Source organism: Paraciimarium castrense LEGE 11436 (assembly GCF_056633055.1).
The window spans coordinates 95,044-107,794 of sequence record NZ_JBSJOW010000006.1 but is presented as its reverse complement, the minus strand read 5'-3'; the positions used below and the strand labels follow the sequence as shown (position 1 = coordinate 107,794).

At 67.7% G+C, this 12,751-nt stretch carries 13 protein-coding genes and 1 tRNA gene; 6 read left to right on the top strand and 8 right to left on the bottom strand.

What is annotated here, in order from left to right:
• Nucleotides 1-28: 28 nt before the first annotated feature.
• Both ACWJIO_RS10385 and cofG read right to left on the bottom strand, forming a co-directional pair.
• On the bottom strand, nucleotides 29-1,609 hold the full coding sequence (locus ACWJIO_RS10385) for a photosystem II high light acclimation radical SAM protein (protein WP_480313278.1): 1,581 nt from the start codon (nucleotides 1,607-1,609) through the stop codon (nucleotides 29-31).
• Nucleotides 1,610-1,641: 32 nt separating this feature from the next.
• On the bottom strand, nucleotides 1,642-2,616 hold the full coding sequence (gene cofG / locus ACWJIO_RS10380) for a 7,8-didemethyl-8-hydroxy-5-deazariboflavin synthase subunit CofG (protein WP_480313277.1): 975 nt from the start codon (nucleotides 2,614-2,616) through the stop codon (nucleotides 1,642-1,644).
• Nucleotides 2,617-2,829: 213 nt separating this feature from the next.
• On the opposite strand from cofG, the gene psbA reads away from it, so the two are divergent.
• Together psbA and aroC are read left to right on the top strand one after the other, a co-directional pair.
• Nucleotides 2,830-3,909, top strand: coding sequence for a photosystem II q(b) protein (psbA, locus tag ACWJIO_RS10375; protein ID WP_186697343.1), 1,080 nt, complete (start codon nucleotides 2,830-2,832; stop codon nucleotides 3,907-3,909).
• Between the two features lie 196 nt (nucleotides 3,910-4,105).
• The gene (gene aroC / locus ACWJIO_RS10370; protein WP_480313384.1) at nucleotides 4,106-5,197 is read left to right on the top strand and encodes a chorismate synthase; all 1,092 of its coding nucleotides are present in this window, start codon (nucleotides 4,106-4,108) and stop codon (nucleotides 5,195-5,197) included.
• Between the two features lie 6 nt (nucleotides 5,198-5,203).
• Here aroC and ACWJIO_RS10365 read toward each other — a convergent pair whose 3' ends face one another.
• The 4 genes from ACWJIO_RS10365 to psbO all read right to left on the bottom strand — a co-directional run bounded on the left by ACWJIO_RS10365 (nucleotide 5,204) and on the right by psbO (nucleotide 9,912).
• Nucleotides 5,204-5,845 (bottom strand): bifunctional 4-hydroxy-2-oxoglutarate aldolase/2-dehydro-3-deoxy-phosphogluconate aldolase, encoded by a 642-nt coding sequence (locus ACWJIO_RS10365; RefSeq protein WP_480313276.1) that lies wholly within the window; start codon nucleotides 5,843-5,845, stop codon nucleotides 5,204-5,206.
• Nucleotides 5,846-5,867: 22 nt separating this feature from the next.
• Nucleotides 5,868-7,712 carry an ATP-dependent zinc metalloprotease FtsH3 gene (gene ftsH3, locus ACWJIO_RS10360; RefSeq protein WP_480313275.1) on the bottom strand — a complete coding sequence of 615 codons (1,845 nt, stop codon included), beginning with the start codon at nucleotides 7,710-7,712 and terminating at the stop codon, nucleotides 5,868-5,870.
• A gap of 71 nt (nucleotides 7,713-7,783) precedes the next feature.
• A complete protein-coding gene (gene sat / locus ACWJIO_RS10355) occupies nucleotides 7,784-8,944 on the bottom strand; it encodes a sulfate adenylyltransferase (RefSeq protein WP_480313274.1) in 1,161 nt (386 codons plus the stop codon).
• A gap of 146 nt (nucleotides 8,945-9,090) precedes the next feature.
• A complete protein-coding gene (gene psbO, locus ACWJIO_RS10350) occupies nucleotides 9,091-9,912 on the bottom strand; it encodes a photosystem II manganese-stabilizing polypeptide (RefSeq protein WP_480313273.1) in 822 nt (273 codons plus the stop codon).
• 102 nt (nucleotides 9,913-10,014) lie between these two features.
• On the opposite strand from psbO, the gene ACWJIO_RS10345 reads away from it, so the two are divergent.
• Complete coding sequence (locus tag ACWJIO_RS10345; RefSeq protein ID WP_480313272.1) at nucleotides 10,015-10,449, top strand: hypothetical protein; 435 nt, start codon at nucleotides 10,015-10,017, stop codon at nucleotides 10,447-10,449.
• Between the two features lie 21 nt (nucleotides 10,450-10,470).
• On the opposite strand, the gene coaBC is transcribed toward ACWJIO_RS10345, so the two are convergent.
• Both coaBC and isiD read right to left on the bottom strand, forming a co-directional pair.
• Nucleotides 10,471-11,748, bottom strand: a complete 1,278-nt coding sequence (coaBC, locus tag ACWJIO_RS10340) for a bifunctional phosphopantothenoylcysteine decarboxylase/phosphopantothenate--cysteine ligase CoaBC (protein ID WP_480313271.1) — start codon at nucleotides 11,746-11,748, stop codon at nucleotides 10,471-10,473.
• Nucleotides 11,738-11,956, bottom strand: a complete 219-nt coding sequence (gene isiD / locus ACWJIO_RS10335) for a protein IsiD (protein WP_186697349.1) — start codon at nucleotides 11,954-11,956, stop codon at nucleotides 11,738-11,740. The genes coaBC and isiD overlap by 11 nt, the downstream gene beginning before the upstream one ends.
• 49 nt (nucleotides 11,957-12,005) lie before the next feature.
• On the opposite strand from isiD, the gene ACWJIO_RS10330 reads away from it, so the two are divergent.
• The 3 genes from ACWJIO_RS10330 to ACWJIO_RS10320 all read left to right on the top strand — a co-directional run bounded on the left by ACWJIO_RS10330 (nucleotide 12,006) and on the right by ACWJIO_RS10320 (nucleotide 12,618).
• Nucleotides 12,006-12,078, top strand: a tRNA-Ala gene (locus ACWJIO_RS10330).
• 91 nt (nucleotides 12,079-12,169) lie between these two features.
• Entirely contained in the window at nucleotides 12,170-12,343 is a 174-nt protein-coding gene (locus tag ACWJIO_RS10325; protein WP_480313270.1) for a PCP reductase family protein, read from the top strand.
• Nucleotides 12,344-12,420: 77 nt separating this feature from the next.
• A complete protein-coding gene (locus ACWJIO_RS10320) occupies nucleotides 12,421-12,618 on the top strand; it encodes a hypothetical protein (RefSeq protein ID WP_186697351.1) in 198 nt (65 codons plus the stop codon).
• Nucleotides 12,619-12,751 lie beyond the last annotated feature (133 nt).

The following is a 12,751-nucleotide window of genomic DNA, read 5'->3' as shown; positions in this document are numbered from 1 at the left end:
AAGACCCCGTTTCTGGCCGCGCAGGCTTTCAACGCACCGCGTTCGCCAGGGCGCGGCGGCCTTCCACCGGAGCCCTGAGGGCCTCATCCAGGGGCGCCAGGCCGTAATCACGCTCCAGCAGGTCCATCACCGTGCGGCCGAAGTCGCCGGGATTGCGGTCGAACGCTTCCAGGCAGATGCGGCCGAAGGTGCTGCCCATCGGCTCGGGATTCCAGAGCATCTTGCGGGCGGTCCACGGCATCATGCTCATCGGGTTGTAGCCCGGCTTGATCAGGCCCTGCTCGAAGCCGTACTGCTCCAGGTGGGTGTGGGGCTGCAGGCCGATGAAGAAGATCGCCGGCTCCACCTTGTCGGCGCCGAAGATGCGCTCCAGCTCGCGGTGATAGGCCACGGTCTGGCGGATGGTTTCGGGGCGCTCATCGATCACATTGAACGAGTAGTTCACGGACACATGGTGTCGGAAGCCTGCCCGAGCCAGCAGCCGGCAGCTCTCGAGCACAGTGCGCAGGTTGTAGCCCATGCGCATCTTGCGCACCAGTTCCTGGGATCCCGAGGTGATGCCGATCTCGAAATACTCCATGCCGGTGGCCACCATCAGCTCGGCCAGTTCCGCATCAAGATTGTCGGCGCGGATGTAGGCGGCCCAGCGGATGTCGTCCCAGCCTTCAGCCTGAATCGCCCGCAGCAACGCCTTGGCATCCTCGATGTAGCGCCGGGCGGGGATGAACTGGGCATCGGTGAACCAGAAGCCGCGCACGCCGCGGCGGTAGAGCTGCCGCATCTCAGCGATCACCTCCTCAACGGGATTCACCCGCACCGCCTTGCCCTCCACCACCGTGTACACGCAGTAACAGCAGTTGTGGGGGCAGCCCCGCTTGGTCTGCACGCCCACGTAGAAATCACCCCCCTCGAGGTACCAGTCGAGCTGGGGCCAGATCGAGGCGATGTAGTCGTAGTTGCAGGCCGTTTTCTCCAGGCTGCCCGGCTGCTCATGGATCAGGCCCGGGCGGGGCTCCTCGCCGGCCACAAAACAGCGCTCCCCGGCCAGGCAGTCGCCCCGGATCAACTTCTCCAACAGGGGTTCGCCCTCACCCACCGACACCACCGTGCCGGCGGGCAGCTGACGCCCGAGCTGCTCATAGAACACACTCACAGCACCGCCACCGATCACGGCCCGGGCTTCGGGCTGATAGCGCCGGGCGCGCTTCACCCCTTGCCGCACCAGCCGCAGGTTGCGCCAGAGCTCGGCGTAGAAGGCCCGCATCAGGCCCAGGCCGCCCAGGGCTCCGCGCAGCCGTTTGAGCGGATTGCGCGCGTAGAACACCTCGAAGGAGTGCTGCAGGGGGTTGCCACTGCGGCCATCCACCGGGGCATAGATCTGGATGTCACGCCAGGAGAACACCAGCACGGTGGGGCGGAAACTGTCCACCACGGCGGTCAGGATGCGTTCCACATCCAGCACCGGCAGTGCGGCCAAGTCGAGAAACCGCTGCGGCAGATCGGGGAACTGCTTGTGCAGATGGTCGGCGAGATAGACGGGGCCGATCGGAAAAATCGGATTGCAGGGCAGCCTCACGAGCAGCACCCTGTGGGAACTGGTGGTGCTCAACGGCCGTCACTCTCGTCTGCGATGGCGCGACACTAACCAGGGCGATCGAGCTGCTGGGCCATGGCCTGCGCCCGCTGCCGCAGGGGCGACGGCAACCGATCCAGCCAGGGCCGGTGCACGCACAGCCGCGGGCGCAGCTCCCAGCCGGCTGCCGCCAGCTGCCGTGTCAGCGCCTCAGGCGAGGGCTGGGCATAGGCGGGATTGATCACATCCCGATCGCCGTCGATGCCGCCGAGGTCATCGATGCCGGCCTCGAGGGCCTCCAGCAGCCGCTGTCGCGGCCAGAGGTTGGGGGGCAGCTGCAGGTGCACCTCCGGCGGCAGGATGTGGCGGGCCTCGCCGATCAGATCAAGCAGTTCGTCGCAGCGGGCCGGGTCGAGCTCAGCCAGCGACAGACCGGGAGGTCGGTAGGGCTGCAGGATCACCTCCTGCACATGGCCCCAGGTGGCCTGCAGCAGGGCGATCAACTCCAGGGCCTGGCGCCGATCCCTGGGGCTCTCGCCCACCCCGAGCAGGAGGCCGGTGGTGAAGGGGATGCCGAGGCGGCCGGCCTGCTCCAGCTGCAGCAGGCGCAGCTCCAGCCGCTTGCTGGGGGCCTGGCGATGCCAGCGCTGCCAGACCGGGCCCAGACCTTCGAGCATCAGGCCCATGGAGGGATTGAGGCGCCCCAGAGCCGCCATTTCTTGGAGCGAGAGGGGGCCGGCATTGGTGTGGGGCAGGCGGCCGTTGGCCAGGGCCAGGCGGCTGAGGCGCAGCAGCAGAGCCAACCATGGCCGGCGCTGGGGCGCCTGCGGGGCCACCTCACCGCTGAGCAGCAGCACCTCCCGGGCCCCGGGGCGGCGCTCGAGGCTGGCCTGCGCTTCGGGCTCTGTGAGGGCGTCCGCCAGGGGATCCTGTGGGTCGGGCGTCTGGCGGAAACCGCAGTAGCCGCAGTGGTTGAAGCAGCTGGAGGTGGGCACCAGGGTGACGCTCGGACTCCAGGTGACCAGCTTTGATCGACCCCTCATCGCCCGCCACCCGAACGGAAGCGCCCAGGGGTCCAGCGCCAGGCGCAAGGTCGGTTCACCACACTCAACCCCTCTTCACAAACCCCGCAACGTTCTGTTACGTTAAGCGGCGACGGGGTTCCGTCCCGCGGCCGTTCCTGCTTCCGGGCTTTGCCCAGGAGAGCTTCTGCCGTCCTACTTACCTGCTCTTTCGAGCACCCATCACCTGTTCTCATGACCACCACTCTCCAGCAGCGCTCCGGCGCCAGCAGCTGGGCGCAGTTCTGCGAGTGGGTCACCTCCACCAACAACCGCCTCTACGTGGGCTGGTTCGGCGTGCTGATGATCCCCACCCTGCTGGCTGCGACCATCTGCTACATCGTGGCTTTCATCGCCGCTCCCCCCGTCGACATCGACGGCATCCGTGAGCCGGTCGCCGGTTCGCTGATCTACGGCAACAACATCATCTCCGGTGCTGTTGTGCCCTCCAGCAACGCCATCGGCCTGCACTTCTATCCCATCTGGGAAGCTGCCAGCCTCGACGAGTGGCTCTACAACGGCGGTCCTTACCAGCTGGTTGTGTTCCACTTCCTGATCGGCATCTTCTGCTACATGGGTCGCGAGTGGGAACTCTCCTACCGCCTGGGCATGCGCCCCTGGATCTGCGTTGCCTACAGCGCCCCCGTGGCTGCCGCTTCGGCTGTGTTCCTGGTGTACCCCTTCGGTCAGGGCTCCTTCTCCGACGGCATGCCCCTCGGCATCAGCGGCACCTTCAACTTCATGCTGGTGTTCCAGGCTGAGCACAACATCCTGATGCACCCCTTCCACATGCTGGGTGTGGCCGGTGTGTTCGGTGGCTCGCTGTTCTCCGCCATGCACGGCTCACTGGTGACCTCCTCGCTGGTGCGTGAAACCACCGAGAGCGAGAGCCAGAACTACGGCTACAAGTTCGGCCAAGAGGAAGAGACCTACAACATCGTGGCTGCCCACGGTTACTTCGGTCGCCTGATCTTCCAATACGCCAGCTTCAACAACAGCCGCAGCCTGCACTTCTTCCTGGCTGCCTGGCCGGTGATCGGCATCTGGTTCACCGCCCTGGGCGTGAGCACGATGGCCTTCAACCTGAACGGGTTCAACTTCAACCAGTCGATCCTCGACGGCCAGGGCCGTGTGGTGAACACCTGGGCCGACGTGCTGAACCGCGCCAACCTGGGTATGGAAGTGATGCACGAGCGCAACGCTCACAACTTCCCCCTCGACCTGGCTGCTGCAGAAGCCACCCCCGTGGCTCTGACCGCCCCGGCGATCGGCTGAAGCTGAACGGGTTGGGGTTTCCTGTGAGCTTGCTCACCAGGGAGTCTCAGCCTTGAACAGCTCCAGACCAGACGGAATCCCCTTCTGCCCCCCTCGTCAGAGGGGGGCTTTTTGATGGTTGGACCAGCTGACCCTTGAGGCGATGACTTCCGTCGCCAAGGCCCAGCCCCTACGCTCGCAGCACTGTGTGGCAGCCATGGGCAGCAGCTTCGGCCAGCTCTTTCGCATCAGCAGCTTCGGCGAGTCCCACGGTGGCGGCGTGGGGGTGATCGTGGATGGCTGCCCGCCACGGCTGGTGCTCGCCGTGGAGGACATCCAGCGGGATCTCGATCGCCGCAAACCCGGCCAGAGCAAGATCACCACCCCCCGCAAGGAAGACGACCGCGTCGAGATTCTCAGCGGCCTGCTGGATGGTCAGACCCTCGGCACGCCCATTGCCATGGTGGTGCGCAACAAGGACCAGCGCCCCGGGGATTACAAGGAGATGGCGGTGGCCTTCCGCCCCTCCCACGCCGACGCCACCTACCAGGCCAAGTACGGCATCCAGGCCCGCAGCGGCGGCGGCCGCGCCTCAGCCCGGGAAACCATCGCCCGCGTGGCGGCCGGGGCCGTTGCCAAACAACTGCTGGCCAGGGCTTGCGGCACCGAAGTGCTGGCCTGGGTGAAGCGGATCCACAGCATCGAGGCCCATGGCATCGACCCAACCAGCGTGAGCCTCGACGACGTGGAGGCCACCATCGTGCGCTGCCCCGACCCCGTGGCCGCCGAGCAGATGGTGGAGCGGATCGAGGCGATCGGCCGGGAGGGCGATTCCTGCGGTGGTGTGATCGAGTGCGTGGTGCGGCGACCGCCGGTGGGGCTGGGCATGCCCGTGTTCGACAAGCTGGAGGCGGATCTGGCCAAGGCGGTGATGTCGCTGCCGGCCACCAAGGGCTTCGAGATCGGCTCCGGCTTCGCGGGCACCCTGCTGAAGGGCAGCGAGCACAACGACGCCTTCCTGCCCACGGACGACGGCAGCCTGCACACCGCCACCAACAATTCAGGCGGCATCCAGGGCGGGATCAGCAACGGCGAAATGATCGTGATCCGGGTGGCCTTCAAGCCCACCGCCACGATCCGCAAGCAGCAGCAGACCATCGATGCCAGCGGGGCCGCCACCACCCTGGCCGCCAAGGGACGCCACGACCCCTGCGTGCTGCCGAGGGCCGTACCGATGGTGGAGGCGATGGTGGCCCTGGTGCTGGCCGACCATCTGCTGCGCCAGCAGGGGCAGTGCAGCCTGTGGTGAACGGGGTCAGCGTGAACGCGGTGAGGCGGAGCGGGAGCGCAGCTCGCTGATCAGGGCCTTCAGCTCGGCCATGGCGCCACCTTGATTGAGGCTGCCACCCAGGGCCACGGCATCGACGCCAGCCTGCAGCCAGGGCCGCACGTCGTGGGGGGCCAGGCCGCCGGCCGCGATGCAGAACGGCAGAGCTGCCAGGGGGCCCCGCAGACGGCTCCAGTATTGCAAGCCAAGGGTGGCCGCGGGAAACAGCTTCACGGCCGGGCAGCCCAGCTGCCTGGCCTGCAGCACCTCGGTGGGCGTGAACACCCCGGGCACCAGGGCCAGCTCCAGGCGGCAGGCCTCCTGCCAGAGCTCCGGAATCAGCACGGGCGACACCCCGTAGCCCAGCCCCGATGCAGCCGTGGCCCGAATCGCCTCCAGGCTGCAGAGCGACGCCGCCCCCAGCCGCAGCTGGGGGTGGGCCTGCTGGAGCGCGCGGCACTGGAGCGCCCAGTCCGGGTCGGGCTGCCAGCTGATCTCCACGTGGACCAGCCCCATGGCCTCAAGAGCCCCCAAGGCCGGCTCAAGCTGTAGGGGCTGCTCAGCACGAAGCACCACCAGCAGGGGCTGGCGGCGCAGCGCATCGAGAAGTGGGGGGAAGGAGGCGATCAACAGGGCTGATCAGCCGAGGGGCTCAGACGTACTCGGCCACCCGCACATCGCTCTGTAGCAGCAGCTCCTGGAGCTGCTCGGCATCCACGGTTTCCTTCTCCACCAGCAGCTCGGCCAGCTCATCGAGCACGGCCCGGTTGTTGCTGAGGACTTCGGTGGCCCGGCGGTAGGCATCTTCAACCAGCTTGCTCACCTCCTCATCGATGGTGGCGGCGGTGTCTTCGGAGAAGTCGCGCTCGGCGGCGATGTCACGGCCGAGGAACATGCCGCCCTGGCTGCGGCCCAGGGCCACCGGACCGATGCGCTCACTCATGCCGAAGCGGGTGACCATCTGGCGCGCCACCCGGGCCACCTGCTGCAGGTCGTTAGAGGCGCCGGTGGTGACTTCATCATCGCCGTAGACCAGTTCCTCGGCCACGCGGCCGCCCAGGGCCACGGCCATCTGGTTCTGCAGATAGGCCCTGGAATAGAGCCCCGATTCCATCCGCTCCTCACTGGGGGTGAAGAAGGTGAGGCCACCGGCCTGGCCGCGGGGAATGATCGAGATCTTCTGCACGGGGTCGTAATCGGGCATCAGGGCCCCCACCAGGGCATGGCCCGACTCGTGATACGCCACCAGCCGCTTGCGCTTCTCGCTCATCACCCGGTCTTTCTTCTCCGGACCGGCCATCACCCGCTCGATCGCGTCGTTGACTTCATCCATCGACACCTCGGTGAGCTGGCGTCGGGCCGCGAGAATCGCCGCCTCATTGAGCAGATTGGCCAGGTCGGCTCCGGTGAAGCCAGGGGTGCGGCGAGCCACTTTGTCGAGGTCCACATCCTTGGCCAGGGTCTTGCCACGGGCATGCACCTCAAGGATCTGGAGGCGACCGCTGTAATCGGGGCGATCCACCACCACCTGACGATCGAAGCGGCCCGGGCGCAGCAGCGCGGCATCGAGGACGTCGGGGCGGTTGGTGGCCGCCACGATGATGATGCCTGTGTTGCCCTCGAAGCCATCCATCTCGGTGAGCAGCTGGTTGAGGGTCTGCTCCCGCTCATCGTTGCCGCCGCCGAGACCAGCACCGCGCTGACGCCCCACGGCGTCGATCTCATCGATGAAGACGATGCAGGGAGCACTCTTCTTGGCCTGCTCAAACAGATCGCGCACCCGGCTGGCACCCACGCCCACAAACATCTCGACGAATTCCGAACCGGAGATCGAGAAGAAGGGCACACCGGCCTCGCCGGCCACGGCCTTGGCCAGGAGCGTCTTGCCGGTGCCGGGGGGGCCCACCAGCAACACACCCTTGGGGATCTTGGCGCCGACGGCGGTGAAGCGATCCGGATTCTTGAGGAAGTCGACCACTTCGGTCAGCTCCAGCTTGGCGCCCTCGATGCCGGCCACATCGCCGAAGGTCACCTGGGTCTGGGGCTCCATCTGCACCCGCGCCTTGCTCTTGCCAAAGCTCATGGCCGGGTTGCCTCCACCCCCCTGGGCGCGCCGCAGCAGGAAAAACAACCCCCCCAGCAGCAGCAACGGGAAGATGAGGCTGCCGGCGGCCTGCTGCCAGGCGGCCGGCTCGCGGCTCGGCTGCACCGCGATGTCCACGTTGTGGTCCGTGAGCAGCTTCAGCAGGTCCTTGTCGGGGGCCAGGTTGACCACGGCGCGGCGGCCATCGTTCTCCACCACCTGGGCGGTGCCGCGGTCGGGGGCGATCAGCACCCGGGACACTTCGTTGTCCTGAACGGCTTCCACGAAGTCGCTGTAGCGCAGGGTGCGCGGCGCGTTGGCCGGATCCGGTCGGTCGAGGAAGGCGGTGCCCACGGCGATCACCACGACCACCAGGAGCACGTAAAGCCCCGCATTGCGCCAGCGTTTGTTCACGGCCTCGCCTCAGCTGAGAGATTTAGTAACGGAATGTTAACCGGCGGGGAGCCGCCCGTTGCGCCGGCGCCTCAGGCCGCAGCCCGCAGCACCTCCACCACACTACGGAAGGCGAACCATTCCGGGATCTCTTCTCCGCCTCGGAGCATCTGACGGAACTGGGTGCCGCTCAGCTTGCGGATGTGCAGCCCCCGGGCCTCGGCGTGCTCCGCGGTCACATAGCCCTCCTCCTCGGTGTAGACGAGGTTGAGGGAGGGCACCGTCTCCATGCCCAGTTCGGGGGCGTTGTCGCGGGCGAAGTCCTGGGCCTGGTAGGGGCCGTAGAAATCGCTGCCGCTGAGGCTGGACTTACAGCCGGCCATGTCCCGACCGATGATGAAGTGGGTGCAGCCGTAGTTCTTGCGGATGATCATGTGCTGCAGCGCCTCGCGGGGGCCCGCCATGTGCATCGAGTAGGGCAGGTAGGCCCAGCGAATGCGGGGGTTGTTCACCTCCGCTGCCAGGCGCTCATAGGTCTGGAAGCGCACCGCGCCGGCGATGTCGTCGTCCTGGGTGGGACCGCAGGTGGGGTGCACGAGCACCGCAGCCTGGTCGCTCACGTTGCCGGCCTCCAGGGCCCGCGTGAACAGCTCGTAGTGGGCGCGGTGGATGGGGTTGCGGCACTGGAAGGCCACCACGCTCTGGCCCTCCGGCAGGGTGGCGCGCACCTCGGCCGGGGTCTTGCAGGGGAACACCCGCTCTGGCAGGGCCAGCCCCTGCAGACGGCCGCCGAGGTAGAAGCGACCGCGCTCGCCGCTGATCATGCGCACGGCGGGGTGCTCGATCGAGGTGGTGCCATAACAGCCCTGGGCTTCGCGGGCCTTGTCGGGCTCCCACTTGCTCTCCACCGTGAGCACGGCCAGGTCCTGGCCCTGGTAGGTGAGCAGCAGCCGCTCGCCGACGGCCACGCTCTCCTCATCGGTGTCGAACACGATCGGCAGACCGAACAGCAGGCCGCTGGTGGTGCGATGGCCGGCCACCACTGCGTCGTAGTCCTCCTGGTGCATGAAGCCCCGCAGGGGCGAGAAGCCGCCCACCACCAGCAGCTCCACGTCGCAGGCGTTGCGATCGCTGCACTCGAGCACCCGGTCCACCCCGGCACGCACGGCCTGCTGCTCCTCCGCGGGCACCATCAGATCCACCAGGGTGCCTCCGTGGGGCGCGATCAGGCCAGCCAGGGTGGAGGGAGACATCAGGACGACGGCGTAGATGGTGTCGGATTCTCCCAGATGGGCCCAGGCCTGGAGTTGGTGCCACCGGCCTGGACCAAAAAAGGGGGCCCTCAGGCCCCCCTCTGGGGTAGGTCGCTCAGGTGCGCCTGGGGCACGGGCCGACCGGATCAGCCCTGGTCCAGACGGCCGTAGACCTCACCGGTGATCTTCACGTCCAGGGGATCCTTTGAGCCCATGTCGGTGTCGGAGGGCTGCAGGGCGGTGAACACCCCGGCAAACTCACCGGTGCTGGCATCCACCCGGGTGATCGCCAGCTCCATCGAGCCGGTGCCATCCACGTAGCTCTTGATGTTCTCGCGCTCAAGGCCATCACCGTCGGCTCCCAGGCCCACCAGGCCCTGGGTGTAGTCCACGCCGGTGGTGAGACCGCGACCCTTGGGATCGAGGAAGTTGGAGGTGCGGTAGCTGGGCACCCGGTAGGTGCCGGTGAAGTCCGTGCTGGTGCTGATGGCGGCGCCATCGGCCGTGGCCTTGAGCTGCTTGCTGGAGAACACGAAAGGCACCTCCTCACCGCCAGGCAGCAGCACGGTGACGATCTGGAAGTCGAGGCCGCCCTGCTCGTTGAAGCTGAGGGAATCGCCGCTGACGCTCAAGTCGCCATAGACCTGATCCAGGCTGGTGGTGAAGCGGGTGAGGATCTTGCCGGCGACGAACTGGGCCTCCTGGCGCTTGTTGGCGGGCTCGCCCTTCACAAACACCTCCGCGGGGTGCATGCAGATCTCCCTGAGCTGGTAGGAGGTGCCGGCATCCAGCGCGATCGAACCGCGGGCCGATTCAGGCAGGGTGGGGCAGTCGTTGGCAAGGCCGGTGTTGTGGATGTCTTCGTAGGTGAGATTGGCGCGATCCACGGCCTTGGCCCCACCGCTGCAGGCGGTCACCAGGGTCAGACACAGCGCCAGCGCAAGGGCCAGCAGAGGACGAAAACGCATGGGGAGAACGCCGCAGAGAGTGGGCAGTAACTGGGCCGGGGCGGATCCTACCGGTGCAAAACCCTGATTCCCCGTACGATGTCGCGGCTCTCAACAACCTGTATGCGAGAGCCGAAGGTTCCGATCACCACACCACAGCCCACCGCCCAGGCAGCGCCCCAGCAAGCTCCCGAGGCAGCCTCTCAGCCATCCACCCTCACAGACGGACGCCAACAGCGGCTCGACAGCCTGCTCGGCCAGACCGCCAGCCTGGCCGAGGAGATCCAAGGCGATCCACAGCAGCTGCTCGACCTGCTGCGACAGCTGGAGATGCTGCATCGCAGCATTCAGGACGGGCCCTTCAGGAGCAGCCTGCCTGCCGACCGCAACCAGCTGTTCAACCTGCTGCGCCGCATGGAACAGAGCGGCGGCTGGCCGTACATCCCCCGTCTGCAACTGCGCACGTTCATCGACCTGCTGCAGGTGGATGCTGCGGAGGAGGAGGCCGCCCAGCCTGGGGCTCCCGCCAGCACTGCAGACCAGGCCCTGGTGGCCTGAATCAGCCTGGCCTGGGCCCGCTCAGGCCGCCAGGGCCGAGAGCAGTTGGTGGGCCACGGCCAGCTTGCGGGCCGCCGGCAGAGCGCACACCCGATCATCTGGACCGAGTAGCCAGCCGTTGGTGCTGAGCCCGCCGAAGCCCGCCTCGGGCTGGTCGATGGGGTTGGCGAACAGAAGATCGCAGCCCTTGCGCGCGAACTTGGCCCGGGCCTGGGGGAGCACATCGCCGGTCTGGGCCGCGAAGCCGAGGATGCGCTGCCCCGGCGGCCGGCGGCTCACCAGTTCGGCCAGCAGATCCGGCACCGGTTCCCAACCACTGGCGAGGGCCTGCTCCAGGGCCTGCTTGTCCAGCTTGGTGTGCATGGGCTCGCTGCGGCGGTGGTCGGCCACGGCCGCCACCATGGCCACGGCCTCGGCCCCCGGCTGACGCGCCAGCAGGGCCGCCCGCATCTCAGCCGCCGTGAGCACCGCCTCGGCGCTGAGGCCCTCCAGCCAGCCGGCCGGCAGAGCCAGCGGCCCATGCACCAGCTCCACCCGGGCCCCCCGCAGCCGGGCCGCCTGGGCCAGCAGCACGCCCATGCGACCCGTGCTCGGATTGGTGAGGCAGCGGGCCGGATCCAGGGGCTCGCGGGTGGGGCCGGCACTCACCAGCAGCCCGCGGTCCTGCCAGTCACGCTGCGGGCCCCAGAGGGCGAGGGATTCCAGCGCCAGCAGCAGCAGCTCGGGGTCGGCCATGCGGCCCTGGCCCTGGCGGTCGCAGGCCAGCAGTCCGTCCTCCGGGCCCAGGGGCAGCACGGCGGGGTAGCTCTGCAGGGCCTGCCAGTTGGCCCGCACCCCCGGCGAGGCCCACATGGAGGTGTTCATGGCAGCGGCTGCCAGCACGGGCGCTTCGCAAGCCAGCAGGGTGCTGGCGAGCAGGGTGTCGCCAAGGCCCTGCACCCAGCGGGCCAGGGTGGTGGCACTGAGCGGAGCCAGCAGCACCAGCTCCGCCCACTCGGCCAGCTCCACATGCAAGGGACGGGGCGCCCGGTGGCTCCACTGATCGGCATCGAGGCAGCAGGGCTGGCGGCTGAGGCAGGCCAGGGATGCGGCGCTCACCAGGCGCTCGGCGCTGGGGGTGAGCACACAGCGCACCTGAGCCCCCCGCTGCACCAGGGCACTCACCAGCAGCGGCAGCTTGACCGCCGCGATGCTGCCGCTGATTCCCACCAGAATCTGACGCCCGCAGAGGGGATCGGCAGGCGGGGCTGGGGAGGGCGCGCGGTCGGGCTGGGGCAGGCCCTCCCCCTCAGTCCTCATCAAAGGGCTCCTGGTCCACCAGGTGCACGTAGGGGCGCGCCAGCTCGGGCCGGTGGATCGCCAGGGCCCGCATCAGGTGCCAGTCCGAGAGGCCGTCGAAGGGGGTGGGGTAATCGTCTTCGTCCAGGCGCTGGGCCAGCACGGCGGTCATGGCCTCGTCAAAGGCGGCAAGCCGCTCCGGAGTGATCGACTCAGACAGGGAGGCCATGGCGGAGGGGCTGGCAGGCGGAAGGGCTGGGGCGATAATGGCCCCCTGAGGGGAATTAGCTCAGCTGGTAGAGCGCTGCGATCGCACCGCAGAGGTCAGGGGTTCGAGTCCCCTATTCTCCATTCTGAGGCCAGCGCAGAGATCTGCCTTGACATCAGCTCATGGGTGCTGCCTGGCAGGCTGACCCGCATCACACCCCAGGCCCCAAGGCCGATGCCAGCCCCCATGCCCTGGACAGCTGAGGCCGAGGCCGCCCTGAAGGAAGTGCCCTTCTTTGTGCGGCCTGCCGTGCGCAGGCGCATTGAGGCCATGGCCGCTGAAGCTGGCCTGGGGCAAGTGGATAGGGCCTTCTACGCCGAGGCACGGGCCCGGTTCGGCCAGAAGTGATCCAGGAGCTGATCCGGGCCCCGATCCATACGAAACCGGCGATGTTGTAAAAGAGACGTGACAGTTTCTGCCCATCCATGTCGCAGTCGAAGCGCGAACAGGTGGTGAGCCACCTTCGCTACATCCGCCAGGAGCTCCGCGAGATGCATCAGGGCGTCATGGAGGACGGGCTGCTGCCTGAAGCCGGTGAAGTGCGTGGGGTGATGGCGCAAATGGAGGCGCTGCTTGAATTGCTGGAGGGTAAGTCGTCGCGCAAGAAGGAAAGCGACAGCTGAGTCCCGGCCTGAGCCGCCCTGGGCCTGGCGTCAAGGGTGTCAATGGACGCTCCGTCAAACGACCCAGGCGCCTTGATCAGGTCGGCAACGATCGCTTTCTTAACGGAGTCCCCATCACCCGCCCGGGCCTCAG

Coding starts and splice junctions, on each gene's coding strand:
- cofG (WP_480313277.1), bottom strand. CDS start 2,616: ATGAGGGGTCGATCAAAGCTGGTCACCTGGAGTCCGAGCGTCACCCTG.
- psbA (WP_186697343.1), top strand. CDS start 2,830: ATGACCACCACTCTCCAGCAGCGCTCCGGCGCCAGCAGCTGGGCGCAG.
- aroC (WP_480313384.1), top strand. CDS start 4,106: ATGGGCAGCAGCTTCGGCCAGCTCTTTCGCATCAGCAGCTTCGGCGAG.
- ACWJIO_RS10345 (WP_480313272.1), top strand. CDS start 10,015: ATGCGAGAGCCGAAGGTTCCGATCACCACACCACAGCCCACCGCCCAG.
- ACWJIO_RS10320 (WP_186697351.1), top strand. CDS start 12,421: ATGTCGCAGTCGAAGCGCGAACAGGTGGTGAGCCACCTTCGCTACATC.
- isiD (WP_186697349.1), bottom strand. CDS start 11,956: ATGGCCTCCCTGTCTGAGTCGATCACTCCGGAGCGGCTTGCCGCCTTT.
- sat (WP_480313274.1), bottom strand. CDS start 8,944: ATGTCTCCCTCCACCCTGGCTGGCCTGATCGCGCCCCACGGAGGCACC.
- ACWJIO_RS10325 (WP_480313270.1), top strand. CDS start 12,170: ATGCCAGCCCCCATGCCCTGGACAGCTGAGGCCGAGGCCGCCCTGAAG.
- coaBC (WP_480313271.1), bottom strand. CDS start 11,748: ATGAGGACTGAGGGGGAGGGCCTGCCCCAGCCCGACCGCGCGCCCTCC.
- psbO (WP_480313273.1), bottom strand. CDS start 9,912: ATGCGTTTTCGTCCTCTGCTGGCCCTTGCGCTGGCGCTGTGTCTGACC.